The 15,360-nt window shown below is 54.9% G+C and carries 14 protein-coding genes; 10 read left to right on the top strand and 4 right to left on the bottom strand.

Annotated features, from left to right (window positions below; genetic code table 11):
* Window positions 1–144: 144 nt before the first annotated feature.
* The 7 genes from srlA (at window position 145) to gutQ (ending at window position 5,113) form a co-directional block, all read left to right on the top strand.
* Complete coding sequence (gene srlA / locus M4I31_RS05300; protein WP_003825953.1) at window positions 145–708, top strand: PTS glucitol/sorbitol transporter subunit IIC; 564 nt, start codon at window positions 145–147, stop codon at window positions 706–708.
* Window positions 705–1,676 carry a PTS glucitol/sorbitol transporter subunit IIB gene (locus M4I31_RS05295; RefSeq protein ID WP_085048874.1) on the top strand — a complete coding sequence of 324 codons (972 nt, stop codon included), beginning with the start codon at window positions 705–707 and terminating at the stop codon, window positions 1,674–1,676. The genes srlA and M4I31_RS05295 overlap by 4 nt, the downstream gene beginning before the upstream one ends.
* 13 nt (window positions 1,677–1,689) lie before the next feature.
* Complete coding sequence (gene srlB, locus M4I31_RS05290; RefSeq protein ID WP_038633050.1) at window positions 1,690–2,052, top strand: PTS glucitol/sorbitol transporter subunit IIA; 363 nt, start codon at window positions 1,690–1,692, stop codon at window positions 2,050–2,052.
* Window positions 2,053–2,069: 17 nt separating this feature from the next.
* Window positions 2,070–2,849: a sorbitol-6-phosphate dehydrogenase gene (gene srlD, locus M4I31_RS05285; RefSeq protein WP_006687183.1), complete on the top strand. Its 780-nt coding sequence runs from the start codon at window positions 2,070–2,072 to the stop codon at window positions 2,847–2,849.
* A gap of 101 nt (window positions 2,850–2,950) precedes the next feature.
* Window positions 2,951–3,310 (top strand): transcriptional regulator GutM, encoded by a 360-nt coding sequence (gutM, locus tag M4I31_RS05280; protein ID WP_085048873.1) that lies wholly within the window; start codon window positions 2,951–2,953, stop codon window positions 3,308–3,310.
* Window positions 3,311–3,381: 71 nt separating this feature from the next.
* On the top strand, window positions 3,382–4,155 hold the full coding sequence (locus M4I31_RS05275) for a DNA-binding transcriptional repressor (protein ID WP_006687181.1): 774 nt from the start codon (window positions 3,382–3,384) through the stop codon (window positions 4,153–4,155).
* Window positions 4,148–5,113: an arabinose-5-phosphate isomerase GutQ gene (gene gutQ / locus M4I31_RS05270; protein WP_038633059.1), complete on the top strand. Its 966-nt coding sequence runs from the start codon at window positions 4,148–4,150 to the stop codon at window positions 5,111–5,113. Before M4I31_RS05275 ends, gutQ begins: the two co-directional genes overlap by 8 nt.
* Here gutQ and norR read toward each other — a convergent pair.
* A complete protein-coding gene (norR, locus tag M4I31_RS05265) occupies window positions 5,110–6,627 on the bottom strand; it encodes a nitric oxide reductase transcriptional regulator NorR (RefSeq protein ID WP_085048872.1) in 1,518 nt (505 codons plus the stop codon). The two genes, gutQ and norR, sit on opposite strands and share 4 nt — an antisense overlap.
* 187 nt (window positions 6,628–6,814) lie before the next feature.
* On the opposite strand from norR, the gene norV reads away from it, so the two are divergent.
* Together norV and norW are read left to right on the top strand one after the other, a co-directional pair.
* On the top strand, window positions 6,815–8,263 hold the full coding sequence (gene norV / locus M4I31_RS05260; protein ID WP_085048871.1) for an anaerobic nitric oxide reductase flavorubredoxin: 1,449 nt from the start codon (window positions 6,815–6,817) through the stop codon (window positions 8,261–8,263).
* Window positions 8,260–9,393, top strand: a complete 1,134-nt coding sequence (gene norW / locus M4I31_RS05255; RefSeq protein WP_069324571.1) for an NADH:flavorubredoxin reductase NorW — start codon at window positions 8,260–8,262, stop codon at window positions 9,391–9,393. The genes norV and norW overlap by 4 nt, the downstream gene beginning before the upstream one ends.
* A gap of 140 nt (window positions 9,394–9,533) precedes the next feature.
* Here norW and hypF read toward each other — a convergent pair whose 3' ends face one another.
* From hypF to M4I31_RS05240, 3 genes are all read right to left on the bottom strand, one after another.
* The gene (gene hypF, locus M4I31_RS05250; protein WP_085048870.1) at window positions 9,534–11,774 is read right to left on the bottom strand and encodes a carbamoyltransferase HypF; all 2,241 of its coding nucleotides are present in this window, start codon (window positions 11,772–11,774) and stop codon (window positions 9,534–9,536) included.
* A 143-nt stretch (window positions 11,775–11,917) separates the two neighbouring features.
* A complete protein-coding gene (hydN, locus tag M4I31_RS05245) occupies window positions 11,918–12,463 on the bottom strand; it encodes an electron transport protein HydN (RefSeq protein WP_003037366.1) in 546 nt (181 codons plus the stop codon).
* A gap of 145 nt (window positions 12,464–12,608) precedes the next feature.
* Window positions 12,609–13,622 (bottom strand): LacI family DNA-binding transcriptional regulator, encoded by a 1,014-nt coding sequence (locus tag M4I31_RS05240; protein ID WP_085048869.1) that lies wholly within the window; start codon window positions 13,620–13,622, stop codon window positions 12,609–12,611.
* 263 nt (window positions 13,623–13,885) lie between these two features.
* On the opposite strand from M4I31_RS05240, the gene ascF reads away from it, so the two are divergent.
* The gene (ascF, locus tag M4I31_RS05235; protein WP_085048868.1) at window positions 13,886–15,340 is read left to right on the top strand and encodes a PTS cellobiose/arbutin/salicin transporter subunit IIBC; all 1,455 of its coding nucleotides are present in this window, start codon (window positions 13,886–13,888) and stop codon (window positions 15,338–15,340) included.
* Window positions 15,341–15,360: the final 20 nt, after the last annotated feature.

The following is a 15,360-nucleotide window of genomic DNA, read 5'->3' as shown; positions in this document are numbered from 1 at the left end:
ATTTGCGAGCGCTTACGCAATAACTTTCAAAATAAAATATTTACCTTTCATTTTGAGATCAAAATAACACTTTTAAATCTTTCGATCTGATTAAAATTAGTTTCCGTTTGGCAAGATAACTAAAAAACCCTACAGGAGAGAATAATGATCGACACCATCACACTCGGTGCTGAGTGGTTTATCGGGCTGTTCCAGAAAGGCGGAGAGGTGTTTACCGGCATGGTGACCGGTATTCTTCCCCTGCTGATTAGCCTGCTGGTCATCATGAATGCGCTGATTAACTTTATCGGCCAGCAGCGTATTGAACGTTTTGCTCAGCGCTGCGCCGGAAACCCACTGTCCCGCTATCTGCTGCTGCCGTGCATCGGCACATTTGTGTTTTGTAATCCGATGACGCTAAGCCTGGGCCGCTTTATGCCAGAAAAGTACAAGCCCAGCTACTACGCTGCGGCCTCTTATAGCTGCCATTCCATGAATGGCTTATTCCCGCACATCAACCCCGGCGAGCTGTTTGTCTATCTCGGTATCGCCAGCGGCCTGACGACGCTGGGCCTACCGCTTGGCCCGCTGGCGGTGAGCTATTTGCTGGTCGGTCTGGTCACCAACTTCTTCCGCGGCTGGGTAACCGATTTCACCACCGCCATTTTCGAGAAAAAAATGGGCATTCAACTTGAGCAGAAAGTTCATCTGGCGGGAGCAACATCATGACGCGTATTCGTATTGAAAAAGGCACCGGCGGCTGGGGCGGCCCGCTTGAACTGGATGCCGTACCGGGCAAGAAAATTGTCTATATCACTGCAGGGACTCGCCCTGCAATTGTCGACACGCTGGCGAATCTGACCGGTTGGCAGGCCGTTGATGGTTTCAAAGAGGGTGAACCGCCGGAGAGTGAAATTGGCGTGGCGATCATCGACTGCGGCGGCACGCTGCGCTGTGGGATCTATCCCAAACGTCGCATACCCACGGTAAATATTCACGCCACGGGGAAATCCGGTCCACTGGCCCAGTACATTGTCGAAGATATCTATGTCTCTGGCGTGAAAGAAGAAAACATTACTGTTGTCGGTGAAGCATCCATTGCGCCGCAACCTGCAAGCAGCACGATTGGTCGCGATTACGACGCCAGTAAAAAGATTACTGAACAAAGCGATGGTCTGTTGGCGAAAGTCGGGATGGGCATGGGGTCAGCCGTTGCTGTCCTGTTCCAGGCTGGTCGCGACACTATTGATACCGTTCTGAAAACCATTCTGCCATTTATGGCGTTCGTCTCGGCGCTGATCGGCATCATCATGGCTTCTGGTCTGGGAGACTGGATAGCCCATGGACTCGCACCGCTCGCCAGCCACCCGCTGGGACTGGTGACGCTGGCGCTGATTTGCTCTTTCCCGCTGCTGTCGCCTTTCCTCGGCCCTGGTGCGGTCATCGCCCAGGTTATCGGGGTGCTGATCGGCGTACAGATTGGCCTGGGGAACATCCCTCCCCATCTGGCGCTACCGGCCTTGTTTGCCATTAATGCGCAAGCCGCATGCGACTTTATTCCTGTGGGGTTATCGCTGGCCGAAGCGCGTCAGGACACGGTCCGCGTCGGCGTGCCATCCGTCCTGGTAAGCCGCTTCCTGACCGGCGCGCCTACCGTTCTCATCGCCTGGTTTGTATCCGGCTTTATTTACCAATAAGAGGCACTCAAAAATGACCGTGATTTATCAAACCACCATCACCCGCATCGGCCAAAGCGCCCCGGACGCACTTTGCGACCAGATGTTAATTACCTTTCGTGAAGGCGCGCCAGCGGATATTGAAGAGTTTTGCTTCATCCATTGCCACGGCGATCTGAACGGTTCTTTGCACGCCGGGATCCAGTTTGAACTGGGCCAGCATCACTACCCGGTCACCGCCGTTGGCAGCGTGGCGGAACAAAACTTACGTGAACTGGGGCATATCACCCTACGTTTTGACGGACTCAGCGAAGCGGAATTCCCTGGCACCGTACATGTGGCGGGCCCTGTACCGGACGATATCGCGCCGGGCTGTATTTTGAAGTTTGTTGCTTAAGATTGAAGGAGAAAAAGATGAATCAGGTTGCCGTTGTCATTGGTGGAGGCCAGACCCTGGGAGCGTTCCTTTGCCGTGGGCTTGCGACAGAAGGATACCGCGTCGCGGTGGTGGATATTCAAAGCGATAAAGCCGCCAACGTCGCGCAGGAGATTAACGCCGAGTTTGGCGCAGGCACAGCGTACGGTTTTGGCGCTGATGCCACCAGCGAACAGAGCGTGCTGGCACTGTCACGCGGAGTGGATGAAATATTTGGTCGCGTCGACCTGCTGGTTTACAGCGCGGGTATCGCTAAAGCCGCGTTTATCAGCGACTTTCAGCTTGGGGATTTCGACCGCTCGCTGCAGGTGAATCTGGTCGGTTACTTCCTCTGCGCCCGTGAATTCTCGCGCCTGATGATCCGCGATGGCGTTCAGGGACGCATTATCCAGATCAACTCCAAATCAGGGAAAGTAGGCAGTAAACACAATTCGGGCTACAGCGCGGCAAAATTTGGCGGCGTGGGTTTAACCCAGTCGCTGGCGCTGGATCTGGCGGAATACGGGATTACCGTCCATTCGCTGATGCTCGGCAACCTGTTGAAATCACCGATGTTCCAGTCATTATTACCGCAGTACGCTACCAAACTGGGCCTTAAGCCGGATGAAGTAGAGCAGTATTACATTGATAAGGTTCCGCTCAAACGCGGCTGCGATTATCAGGACGTGCTGAACATGCTGCTGTTTTATGCCAGTTCGAAAGCCTCTTACTGCACTGGACAATCGATTAACGTCACCGGCGGTCAGGTGATGTTCTAAGAGGTATGACTGCCCGGTGGCGCTGTGCTTACCGGGCCTACGAATATTATGTAGGCCGGATTAGGCGCAGCCGTCATCCGGCAAAATCAAAGGAGCGCATTATGGTTTCCGCACTGATTACCGTCGCCGCCATCGCCTGGTGCCTGCAACTGGCGCTTGGTGGCTGGCAAATATCCCGCTTTAACCGCGCGTTCGATAAACTTTGTCAGCGGGGTCGGGTGGGCGTGGGGCGTTCCGGCGGACGGTTTAAACCGCGCGTGGTCGTCGCCATCGCGCTTGATGAGCAACAGCGGGTTACCGATACGTTATTTATGAAAGGTCTTACCGTATTCGCCAGACCCGGCAAAATTGCCACCATAATGGGCAAACATCTTGATGATTTACAGCCTGATGTGATCTTTCCCTATGATCCGTTAGCGCAGAATGCACTATCATTGGCGCTTAAACTGAAACATGGGTAATTTCGTTGTGAATGCTAATAGCTTGCGAAATTATCATTTTGCAACCTAAATAAGTCAGGGTAATCACGCCTATGAAACCTCGTCAGCGTCAGGCTGCCATACTGGAGCACCTGCAAAAGCAGGGAAAATGCTCGGTTGAAGAACTGGCCCACTACTTTGACACGACCGGCACAACCATTCGCAAAGACCTGGTCATTCTGGAAAATGCTGGAACCGTCATTCGTACCTATGGCGGCGTAGTGTTGAACAAAGATGAATCTGACCCGCCCATCGATCACAAAACCCTAATTAACACGCATAAAAAAGAGCAGATCGCTGAAGCCGCCGTCCGTTATATCCATGATGGCGACTCCATCATTCTGGATGCGGGCAGCACCGTATTGCAGATGGTGCCGATGCTTACCCGCTTTAGCAACATCACCGTCATGACCAACAGTCTGCACATTGTTAATGCCCTTTCGGAGCTGGACAACGAGCAAACCATCCTGATGCCTGGCGGGACCTTTCGCAAAAAATCTGCGTCATTTCACGGTCAGCTGGCAGAAAACGCCTTTGAGCAATTCAGCTTTGATAAACTCTTCATGGGGACCGACGGTATTGACCTCAATGCCGGCGTGACCACCTTTAATGAGGTCTTTAGCGTCAGTAAAGCGATGTGCAATGCCGCTCGCGAAGTGATTCTGATGGCTGACTCCTCAAAATTTGGGCGTAAAAGCCCTAATGTTGTGTGCAGTCTGGAAAGCGTTGACAAGCTGATTACCGATGCGGGTATTGACCCTGCATTTCGTCAGGCGCTGGAAGCAAAAGGGATTGAAGTAATCATAACCGGAGAAACCAATGAGTGATGCACTACTGAACGCGGGCCGTCAGACGTTAATGCTGGAACTGCAGGAAGCCAGTCGACTGCCGGAGCGACTGGGCGATGATTTTGTCCGCGCCGCCAATACTATCATCCACTGTGAAGGCAAAGTCATTGTCTCCGGGATTGGCAAATCAGGCCATATTGGCAAAAAAATTGCTGCGACCCTCGCCAGTACCGGCACCCCTGCCTTTTTTGTGCATCCGGCGGAAGCGCTGCATGGCGACTTAGGCATGATTGAAAGCCGCGACGTGATGCTGTTTATCTCTTACTCCGGCGGCGCGAAAGAGCTGGATCTCATCATTCCGCGCCTGGAAGACAAATCCGTCGCCCTGCTGGCCATGACCGGAAAACCAACCTCGCCGCTGGGCCTGGCGGCCAAAGCCGTGCTGGATATTTCTGTTGAACGTGAAGCCTGCCCGATGCGCCTGGCGCCGACCTCCAGCACCGTCAACACGCTGATGATGGGCGACGCGCTGGCAATCGCCGTGATGCAGGCGCGCGGCTTTAACGAAGAAGATTTTGCCCGCTCGCATCCGGCCGGCGCGCTGGGCGCTCGTCTGTTAAATAAAGTGCATCACCTGATGCGCCGTGACGATGCCATTCCGCAGGTAACGCTGACCACCAGCGTCATGGACGCGATGCTGGAACTCAGCCGCACGGGTCTTGGTCTGGTGGCTGTCTGTGATGACGCGTCACTGGTGAAAGGCGTCTTCACTGACGGCGACCTGCGCCGCTGGCTGGTTGGCGGCGGCGCGCTCACCACGCAGGTTAGCGAAGCAATGACCCATAATGGCATTACGCTGCAGGCACAGAGCCGCGCGATTGACGCCAAAGAGATCCTGATGAAACGCAAAATCACTGCCGCACCGGTGGTAGATGAAAACGGGAAACTCACCGGCGCTATCAACCTGCAGGATTTCTATCAGGCCGGTATTATCTAATCCTTCAGCCCCAGGCGTTTCGCCAGCCGGTGCAGGTTGGCGACGTCTGTTTCCAGCGCCCGCGCGCTTGCCGCCCAATTGTGGTTATTTTGCGCCAAGGCCCGGCGGATCATCTCGCGCTGAAATGACTCCGTTGCCTCACGCAAATTGTGATGCTGCGGGATCTCTGCCACGACGTCCGGCTGCGGTACAGGGCTTTCATCCTGCAAGGCAAAATGCTGTGCCTCCAGCACCACCTCATCCCCTGCCCGGGTAGCCCTTGCCAGCACAACCGCCCGATGAATGGCATGTTCCAGCTCGCGCACGTTTCCGGGCCAGCCGTAACTCAGCAGATGATTACGCGCGCCGGGGCTTAACACAACGCGGGAAAGTCCCAGCCGCAGCCGACATTGCTCGCAAAAATAGCCTGCCAGCAGCACTACATCTTCGCCTCGCTCACGCAGTGGCGGCACGGAAAGGGGAAAAACGCTCAGACGATGAAACAGATCCGCGCGAAAATTCCCCGCCAGCACCTCTTCGCGTAAATCACGATTGGTCGCCGCCAGTACGCGCACGTCAACGCGCAGGCTGCGATCGTCCCCTACGCGCTGAATATCGCCATACTGCAATACGCGCAGCAGCTTGGCCTGCAACGCCAGCGAGAGTTCGCCAATCTCGTCGAGAAACAGCGTGCCGTTATCCGCCATTTCAAATTTACCGCTACGATTACTGATAGCCCCGGTAAAAGCCCCTTTTACGTGACCAAAAAGTTCACTTTCCGCCACGCTTTCAGGCAACGCCGCGCAGTTGAGATACACCAGCGGATTCACCGCACGCGGCGAACCTTCATGAATCGCTTTGGCTACCAACTCCTTCCCGGTCCCGGTTTCGCCGCTGATCAGTACGTTGAGATCGGACCCTGCCACAATCTCAATCTCTTTTTTCAACTGCATCATATTGGGCGACAGGCCAATCATCTGGGTTTCCGTCACCTGCTCGAAAGCCGTCGACGAACCCGGCAGCATATTCTGGCTTTCCAGTTGTTCAATCAGCAACGCATTACTCAGCGCCCCCGCAGCCAGAGCGGCAATTAGCCTAAGCTCTTCATCGCTGAAGACATCGAACTGATCGGGCTCCATGCCATCCAGCGTTAACGCACCAATCAGATTTTGTCCGGCAAACAGCGGCAACCCGATGCAGGCATGCACTTTCAGGCTCTCCTGACCCGGGATTAATCCGTCATAAGGATCGGGCAGATCGCTGTCGGCAGGAAAACGTACCACGTCCCCGGCGCGGGCAATCGCCTCCAGCCGCGGATGTCCCTCCAGCGTGAAGCGGCGGCCGAGGACATCCTGCGCCAGGCCATCGATAGCCAGCGGGATAAACTGTCGCGACTCGTAGCGCAGCAGTGCCGATGCGTCGCACTCCAGCACCTGGCGCAAGGTCGTGATCAGGCGCTGAAAACGGTCCTGATGACCGATACCGCTTTGTAATTCAATGGCGATACCCGCCAGCACATCTACTGAAAAGCTCATGGCAACCTCATTGTCATTTTGACAATTCATATTGTCATATTGACAATAAAATAAACAGTCATTTTGACTACTACTTTATAGGCAATAAATAATAAATCATTAAAAATCAAATAATTAAAAAGTTGGCACACAACCTGCAATTAACAAAATATCTTTTTAGAAAAACGCTGAATTAATTGAGGTTGCTATGTCTATTCTGGTTAAAAATAATATTCATTGGGTTGGCCAACGTGACTGGGAAGTGCGAGATTTCCACGGCACTGAATACAAAACGCTGCGCGGTAGCAGCTACAACAGCTATCTCATCCGTGAAGAAAAAAACGTGCTGATCGATACAGTAGACCATAAGTTTAGCCGTGAATTCGTGCAGAACCTGCGCAGTGAAATTGACCTCGCGGATATCGACTACATCATCATTAACCACGCGGAAGAAGATCACGCCGGTGCGCTGACCGAACTGATGTCCTGCATCCCGGACACGCCAATTTACTGCACCGCTAACGCGATTGATTCCATCACCGGCCACCACCATCATCCGGAGTGGAACTTCAACGTGGTGAAAACCGGTGATTCTCTGGACATCGGCAACGGCAAACAACTGATTTTTGTTGAAACGCCGATGCTGCACTGGCCTGACAGCATGATGACCTACATGACCGGCGATGCGGTACTGTTCAGTAACGATGCCTTCGGCCAGCATTACTGCGACGAACGTCTGTTCAATGATGAAGTTGACCAGACCGAACTGTTCGAACAATGCCAACGCTACTACGCCAACATCCTGACCCCGTTCAGCCGTCTGGTGACGCCGAAAATCACTGAGATCCTCGGCTTCAACCTGCCGGTCGATATGATTGCCACCTCCCACGGTGTGGTATGGCGCGACAACCCAACGCAGATCGTTGAGCTGTACCTGAAATGGGCGGCCGATTATCAGGAAGACCGCATCACCATCTTCTACGACACCATGTCCAACAACACCCGCATGATGGCGGACGCCATTGCCCAGGGCATCAATGAAGTTGACCCGAACGTGGCGGTGAAAATCTTTAACGTCGCCCGTAGCGACAAAAACGACGTCCTGACCAACGTCTTCCGTTCTAAAGGCGTACTGGTCGGTACTTCCACCATGAACAACGTGATGATGCCGAAAATCGCCGGACTGGTGGAAGAGATGACCGGCCTGCGTTTTCGTAACAAACGCGCCAGCGCCTTTGGTTCTCACGGCTGGAGCGGCGGCGCAGTTGACCGCCTGTCCACCCGTTTACAAGATGCCGGTTTTGAGATGTCGCTTAGCCTGAAGGCGAAATGGCGTCCGGATCTGGATGCGCTGGAACTGTGTCGTCAGCACGGTCGTGAAATTGCACGTCAGTGGGCGCTTGCTCCGCTACCGGAAACGACCGTCAAAGCGACAACCAAAGAAGAAGAGTGCGCTTGTGCCGCTGCGGCTGCGGCTGACCTCGGCCCAAGCATGCAGTGCAGCGTGTGCCAGTGGATTTACGATCCAGCAAAAGGCGAACCGTTGCAGGATGTCGCGCCAGGTACCCCATGGAGCGATGTGCCGGATAACTTCCTGTGCCCGGAATGTTCATTAGGTAAAGACGTCTTCGACGTACTGGCAACGGAGGCAAAATGAGCCACGGAATTGTCATTATTGGTTCGGGCTTCGCCGCCCGCCAGTTAGTCAAAAATATCCGTAAACAGGATGCAACTGTTCCGTTGACCCTGATTGCCGCTGACAGCATGGATGAGTACAACAAGCCCGATCTCAGCCACGTTATCAGTCAGGCACAGCGTGCAGACGACCTCACCCGCCAGTCGGCGGGGGAGTTTGCCGAACAGTTTAATTTGCGCCTGTTCCCCTACACCTGGGTGACCGACATCGACACCGATGCCCACATCGTGAAAAGTCAGGACCAACAGTGGCAGTACGACAAGTTGGTGCTGGCGACGGGGGCTTCAGCCTTTGTGCCTCCAGTCACCGGACGTGAGTTAATGCTCACATTGAACAGTCAGCAAGAATACCGCGCCTGTGAAACGCAACTGCGTGATGCCCAGCGGGTACTCATTGTCGGCGGCGGTCTGATTGGCAGTGAGCTGGCGATGGATTTTTGTCGTGCCGGTAAAGCGGTAACACTTATCGACAACGCCGCCAGCATTCTGGCCTCGCTGATGCCACCGGAAGTCAGCAGTCGCTTACAGCATCGTCTGACCGATATGGGTGTGCATCTGCTGCTGAAATCACAGCTTCAGGGTCTGGAAAAAACTGAATCGGGTATTCGCGCCACGCTCGATCGTAGTCGCCGCGTAGAAGTCGATGCGGTGATCGCCGCCACCGGTCTGCGCCCGGAAACGGCGCTGGCGCGTCGTGCCGGATTGAGCATTAATCGTGGCGTCTGCGTCGACAGCTATCTGCAAACCAGCCACCCGGACATTTATGCCCTCGGCGACTGCGCGGAAATTAACGGTCAGGTGCTGCCGTTCCTGCAGCCGATTCAACTGAGCGCCATGTATCTGGCGAAAAACCTGCTCGGCGGCAATGCTCCGCTGAAGCTACCTGCCATGCTGGTAAAAGTTAAAACGCCGGAACTGCCATTGCATCTGGCGGGGGAAACCCAGCGGCGCGATCTGAACTGGCATATTGCCGCGGAAGCGCAAGGTATGGTGGCCAGAGGAATGAACGACGAAGGCCAGCTATGTGCGTTTGTGGTCAGTGAAGACCGGATGAAAGAGGCCTTTGCGCTGCTGAAAACATTGCCCTTGTAAGTCTGTGGTGCCGGATGGCGCCGCGCCTTATCCGGCAATGCTGCTACTGATTTATTAACCTCACGCACATGGACGTGCGTTGCCACTTGTCGGTATGCCCCGACATGTTTTTCTTGCCCCGCCAGTCCCGGGGCTTTTTTTTATTTTTGCGCCAACCAGCGCGCCGCGGCAATCACGCCCTGCCCCAGCGATAATCCCCCATCACCCGCCGGTAAACGCTGCGGGAACAGTAAGGTGAAATCAGCCAGATAAAATGCCAGCCGCGATGACAACAAACGGTTATGCATCACGCCACCGCTGAATACTAACGTCTTAACGCCACGCGCTTCAGCCTGCTCACGCATCAGCGTGGCAAACCCACACGCCAGCGCATCATGAAACGCCCACGCTCTTGCTGCAGGCGCCCCCTGCCAGTTCAGCCATTGCTGCCAAAAAACAGCCAGGTCAAGCTCATTACCTTGCAAGGGGATTGTTACCGGATGCTCAACGCCTTCACATTGCGATGCCAGTGCCTCCAGCGCGCAGGCAGCCTCGCCTTCATAGCTCAGCGAAGTCGGTGCGCACTGGAGCGCGGCGGCAACGGCATCAAACAGCCGTCCGCACGATGACGCCAGCGGCGCATTGATCCCCCGCTCAATGGCGCATGTCAGCACGTTCCAGTTTTGCTGTTGCAGCGCCGATGTTTCCGGGAATCGCTGCCAGTCAGGGACAAAACGCAGACACTGCGCGAGCAGGTTACGCCACGGCTGCTTTGCTGCCAGATCACCGCCCGCCAGCGCGACCGCGGGTAAGCCGCCCAGGTGTTCGCATTCACGATAGTTGACCCGCAAACACTCTCCGCCCCACAGTGCGCTGTTTGCTCCCATGCCGATACCGTCTACCGTCAGAGCGATAACGTCTCCACAGTCCAGCGGCCAACCGTGCTCAGCCATACACGCAGCGGCATGCGCATGGTGATGCAGCACCGTTTCGGTCGGCAGATTCATCTCACTGGCCCACTGGCTGGAAACATAGCCGGGGTGAGCGTCATGCACGATACGCTGTGGCGTAAAGTCATAAATATTCTGGATCAGGCGCAGCGCATCACGCCACTGCTGCTGGATGCCGTCATCGCTGAGATCCCCCAAATGCTGACTGATAACCGCCTGTTCGCCACGTACCAGACAGAAGGTATTTTTTAGATCCGCACCTAAACACAGCATCGGCGGCACGTCACGAAAACCCGGCGGCAACGCGACCGCATCCGGCACGTAACCCCGCGAGCGGCGCAGCATTTCCCCGCTTTCACGCACCACGGAGTCATCCATGCGCTGCACAATTTCGCGGTTATGCAGCAGGAAACCGTCGGCAATTTCGCGTAAATCTTCCAGCGCCTGCGCGTTGGTAATGGCTGGCGGCCTGCCGCTGAGGTTGCCGGAGGTCATTACCAGCGGGCACTGCATCTCTTGTAACAGGAGATGCTGCAACGGATTCGCTGGCAGCATAACGCCAACTTCCGTTAACCCTGGCGCTATTCCCTCGCTCAATGCCGCTACATAGCGTTTTTGCACCAATACGATCGGCGCGGCAGGGGTGGTTAACAGACGACACGCAGCTTCAGGCAGTCCGTCGTCAGCAGGCAACATCACCGCCAACGGTTTAGCCGGGCGATGTTTACGCAACCGGAGCAGCGCCACAGCATTATCATTTTGCGCATCGCAGACCAGATGAAAACCGCCAATGCCTTTCACAGCGACAATGCCGCCCGCTTTTAGCAACGCTACTGCCGCCTGCAGCGCCTCTTCTTTTTCCGCTCGCTCACCCGCGCTTAGCCACTCAAGATGTGGACCGCATTGCGGGCAGGCAACGGGTTGGGCGTGAAAGCGACGGTCATAGGGATCGCGATACTCTGTATCGCATTGCGCACAGAGAGGGAAGGACGCCATCACGGTAAACGGACGGTCGTACGGCATGGCGCGGATAATCGTAAAACGCGGACCACAATGGGTACAGTTGATGAAGGGGTAGCGATAGCGACGTTCGCCGGGGGTGTTCATTTCAACAAGGCATTCGGGACAGGTCGCCGCGTCCGGGACAATTTGCGTATTCATCGTACCGCCTGCACTTTGGCGAATCGAGAAATCGGCAGGCTGCTGCGTCCAGGCGAATGGCTCGCTCTCAATGCTATCAATGCGCGCCAGCGGCGGACAATATTGATGCAATTGCGCAATAAACTCCGCCGGATCTTCCTGTAAGCGCACCACCACACCGTCACCGTCGTTGCACACGTCGCCATGCAGTTGCAGGCGCTGCGCCAGTTGCCAGACGAAGGGGCGAAACCCGACGCCCTGTACCTTGCCGCGAATACGCAGTTGTACGCCGGAGTGGTTGTTGATTGTCATTATGTCCTTCCCGCAGTCATCTATCCCGGTTTGCCGGATGGCGCTACGCTTATCAGGCCTACGTGAATGCGAAAAGTAGGCCGGATAAGGCGAAGCCGCCATCCGGCATAAGTACTACCGTATTTTACGCGGATTTTTAGCGATCAGAACAGCAAAGATGCGGTGGAGTCCAGCGCCGCGCGGCGGCGTTTTTCAGCGCTCAGTTGCTCAAGCTTATTGCGATCCACATAAATCAGCGCGTGAGTCGGGCAGACTTCCATACAGGCAGGACCCGCTTCGCGGTGGTGGCACAGGTCGCACTTGTTGGCTTCGGCTTTTTCTGCACGAACGTTCAGGCCCGCGCCGCTGTTACGCACAACCGGACGCACGACAACTTCCATTGCCCCATAAGGACACGCCACCACGCAGGTTTTACAGCCAATGCAGCGTTCCTGCATCACATGGACAAAGCCTTTATCACGGCTGATTGCACCGTTTGGACAGACGTTAGCGCACGGCGCGTCTTCACACTGGCGGCACAGCGTCGCCGTGGAGACGTTAACGCCTTTGATGACGTGAATGCGGGGTAAAAAGGTTTCAGGGGTCAGCGATGCGCAGTCCTGGTTATCCTGATGGGATACTACGCAGGCCACTTCACAGGTACGGCAACCAATGCATTTATTGGCGTCTGCAATGATGAAACGGTTCATCAATTTCTCCAGCAATGACAGATTATCTGCCGAAGCATTCACGAATCGTGCCAAATTTTAATGCACTGTTATTAAAGGGTTTTTATTTTGATGGATGTGAGAATGGTGTGTCATCGTCACTAGTGACGATGACAAATGACAGCCGTCAGCGCGAAACGTATGGCGCAACAGAATCGCGCTGAATGAGTTCCCCGGTGAAGATTTTTGGCGGCGTAAATGCCCCGTCACCCAGCATAAATATCAGGCGACCAATCGTTTCCTGGATCATTTCCGTCACCGGAATTTTGACGCTGGAAAGCGCCGGAATAGTGTATGGCGCGATGGCGATATCATCGAAACCAATCACCGACACCTGGGCAGGCACACGGATACCCTGATCATGCAACTGCTTCATCGCGCCTATCGCCATATCATCATTGCTGGCCACCAGCGCGGTAAAATTGACCTTGCGTGAAAGCAGCGTATCAACGCCCGCGGCACCGCAGGCTGGCGTCCACTTTCCTTTGACAATCAAATCATTATTTAGCGAAATGCCATGCGCAGCCAGCGCGTCTTTATAGCCTGAGAGTCGTTCCACGCCGGTAGGCGAATCCATCGAGCCGGTAATAAAACCAATCTCCTGGTGCCCGGCGGCAATCAACTGCGCAACGGCGTTAAAGCTGGTTTGTTTTTGATCGCACCAGACGCTGTGGCTACTGTTTTTACGCAGCCGTCGATTAAGCACCATAATCGGCTGGGCGTGCGCGTCAATGATCTCGTCTATTTCATCCACGCTGAGAAAACGCGGATAGATCATAATCGCGTCACAGCGCAGGTCGAGTAAGTACTGGATCGCCTGACGCTCTTCCTCTGCGCTATGCTTACCATCAGCCAGCAACAACTGGCGCCCCTTATCCTCCGCCATCCGCGCGGTGTGAAACAGCAGCTCGCTGAAATAGACGCCATGATAAAGAGTATTGGTCACCACCAGACCCAGCGTCTGCGTGGTCTTCGCCGCCAGGCTGCGCGCCAGTAAATTAGGGCGGTAACCACTCTCTTCAATGGCCTGAAACACACGGTCTTTGGTTTCCTGGCTGACGTAACCGTTCCCGGAAAGCACCCGGGAGACCGTCGCTTTCGACACCCCGGCACGCTTCGCCACCTCCAGCATCGTGGTCATAGTACTCATCCCTTTGCTCTTAATGTGACGCAGTGTACTGCACCGTTTCGCCGCTGTCCTCGCTGCTAAAACGCGGCGCCTGACATCTGGTGATCATCATCACAATTATAAAAACAATAAAAATTAATCCTTGTTTAAAGAATATAAATTAAACATGATTTTGTGGAACCGGTTTCCTATCTGAGTTTCATCAACTCAGAAACGTGACCTGCGCAAACGGATAAAACATAACGTACCCTACTGATAAAACAGGATTAAATCCGATGTCCAAGAATTATGCAGCGCTGGCGCGCTCCGTTGTGACGGCTCTGGGAGGCGTCGACAACATCACAGCAGTGACCCACTGTATGACCCGTTTGCGTTTCGTTATCAAAGATGATGCGCAGGTCGATAGCGCGACGCTGAAAACGCTTCCTGGCGTGCTGGGCGTAGTACGTAACGATAATCAGTGTCAGGTGATCATCGGCAACACCGTTTCACAGGCGTATCGCGAAGTTGTCAGCCTGCTACATGCCAACATGCAACCTGCTGAGCCGCAAACCAAACCCCGGCTGACGCTGAAACGGATTGGCGCGGGGATCCTCGATGCGCTGATCGGCACGATGTCACCGCTGATCCCGGCAATTATCGGTGGATCAATGCTCAAGCTGCTGGCAATGGTTCTGGAAATGACCGGCGTGCTGGTGAAAGGATCGTCCACCCTCACCATTCTGACCGTTATCGGCGACGGCGCATTTTTCTTCCTGCCGCTGATGGTCGCCGCTTCGGCAGCCATCAAATTCAAAACCAACATGTCGCTGGCAATTGCTATTGCGGGTGTGCTGGTCCATCCCAGTTTTATCGATCTGATGGCAAAAGCCGCGCAGGGTGAGCACGTTGAGTTCGCCCTGATCCCGGTGACGGCGGTCAAATACACCTACACTGTGATCCCGGCACTGGTCATGACCTGGTGTCTGTCATATATCGAACGTTGGGTGGATCGTATCACGCCGGCAGTGACCAAAAACTTCCTCAAACCGATGCTGATCGTGCTGATCGCCGCCCCGCTCGCGATCGTTTTAATCGGCCCGATTGGTATCTGGATCGGTAGCGCAATTTCAGCGCTGGTCTATACCATTCACGGCTATCTCGGCTGGCTGTCGGTCGCCATTATGGGCGCATTGTGGCCGCTGTTGGTGATGACGGGTATGCACCGCGTGTTTACGCCCACCATTATCCAGACCATTGCCGAAACCGGTAAAGAAGGCATGGTGATGCCCTCTGAAATCGGCGCCAATCTGTCGCTGGGCGGTTCATCGCTGGCGGTGGCATGGAAAACCAAAAACCCGGAACTGCGTCAGACAGCGTTAGCGGCCGCCGCTTCAGCCATCATGGCAGGCATTTCCGAACCCGCGCTGTACGGCGTGGCGATCCGTCTGAAACGCCCACTGATTGCGAGCCTAATCAGCGGGTTTATCTGCGGTGCCGTTGCCGGTATGGCTGGACTGGCGAGTCATTCCATGGCGGCCCCTGGCCTGTTCACCAGCGTCCAGTTTTTCGATCCGGCTAATCCGATGACCATTGTCTGGGTGTTTGGCGTGATGGCGCTGGCGGTCGTGCTTTCCTTTGTATTAACACTGATTCTCGGCTTTGAAGATATTCCTGTCGAAGATACTGCCGCGCAGGCCAGAAAAAATCAGGCCGCACAAGCGGGCAATATCAATGGAGCCAGCATTTGACTGGCATGAACTGAGGTTAA

The sequence above is a fragment of the Citrobacter sp. XT1-2-2 genome (genome assembly GCF_023516235.1).
Taxonomy (GTDB): domain Bacteria; phylum Pseudomonadota; class Gammaproteobacteria; order Enterobacterales; family Enterobacteriaceae; genus Citrobacter; species Citrobacter werkmanii.
Note: the sequence above shows the minus strand (reverse complement) of the source record. Positions and strands in the feature narration are given on the sequence as shown.

Coding starts and splice junctions, on each gene's coding strand:
- srlA (WP_003825953.1), top strand. CDS start 145: ATGATCGACACCATCACACTCGGTGCTGAGTGGTTTATCGGGCTGTTC.
- M4I31_RS05295 (WP_085048874.1), top strand. CDS start 705: ATGACGCGTATTCGTATTGAAAAAGGCACCGGCGGCTGGGGCGGCCCG.
- srlB (WP_038633050.1), top strand. CDS start 1,690: ATGACCGTGATTTATCAAACCACCATCACCCGCATCGGCCAAAGCGCC.
- srlD (WP_006687183.1), top strand. CDS start 2,070: ATGAATCAGGTTGCCGTTGTCATTGGTGGAGGCCAGACCCTGGGAGCG.
- gutM (WP_085048873.1), top strand. CDS start 2,951: ATGGTTTCCGCACTGATTACCGTCGCCGCCATCGCCTGGTGCCTGCAA.
- M4I31_RS05275 (WP_006687181.1), top strand. CDS start 3,382: ATGAAACCTCGTCAGCGTCAGGCTGCCATACTGGAGCACCTGCAAAAG.
- gutQ (WP_038633059.1), top strand. CDS start 4,148: ATGAGTGATGCACTACTGAACGCGGGCCGTCAGACGTTAATGCTGGAA.
- norR (WP_085048872.1), bottom strand. CDS start 6,627: ATGAGCTTTTCAGTAGATGTGCTGGCGGGTATCGCCATTGAATTACAA.
- norV (WP_085048871.1), top strand. CDS start 6,815: ATGTCTATTCTGGTTAAAAATAATATTCATTGGGTTGGCCAACGTGAC.
- norW (WP_069324571.1), top strand. CDS start 8,260: ATGAGCCACGGAATTGTCATTATTGGTTCGGGCTTCGCCGCCCGCCAG.
- hypF (WP_085048870.1), bottom strand. CDS start 11,774: ATGACAATCAACAACCACTCCGGCGTACAACTGCGTATTCGCGGCAAG.
- hydN (WP_003037366.1), bottom strand. CDS start 12,463: ATGAACCGTTTCATCATTGCAGACGCCAATAAATGCATTGGTTGCCGT.
- M4I31_RS05240 (WP_085048869.1), bottom strand. CDS start 13,622: ATGACCACGATGCTGGAGGTGGCGAAGCGTGCCGGGGTGTCGAAAGCG.
- ascF (WP_085048868.1), top strand. CDS start 13,886: ATGTCCAAGAATTATGCAGCGCTGGCGCGCTCCGTTGTGACGGCTCTG.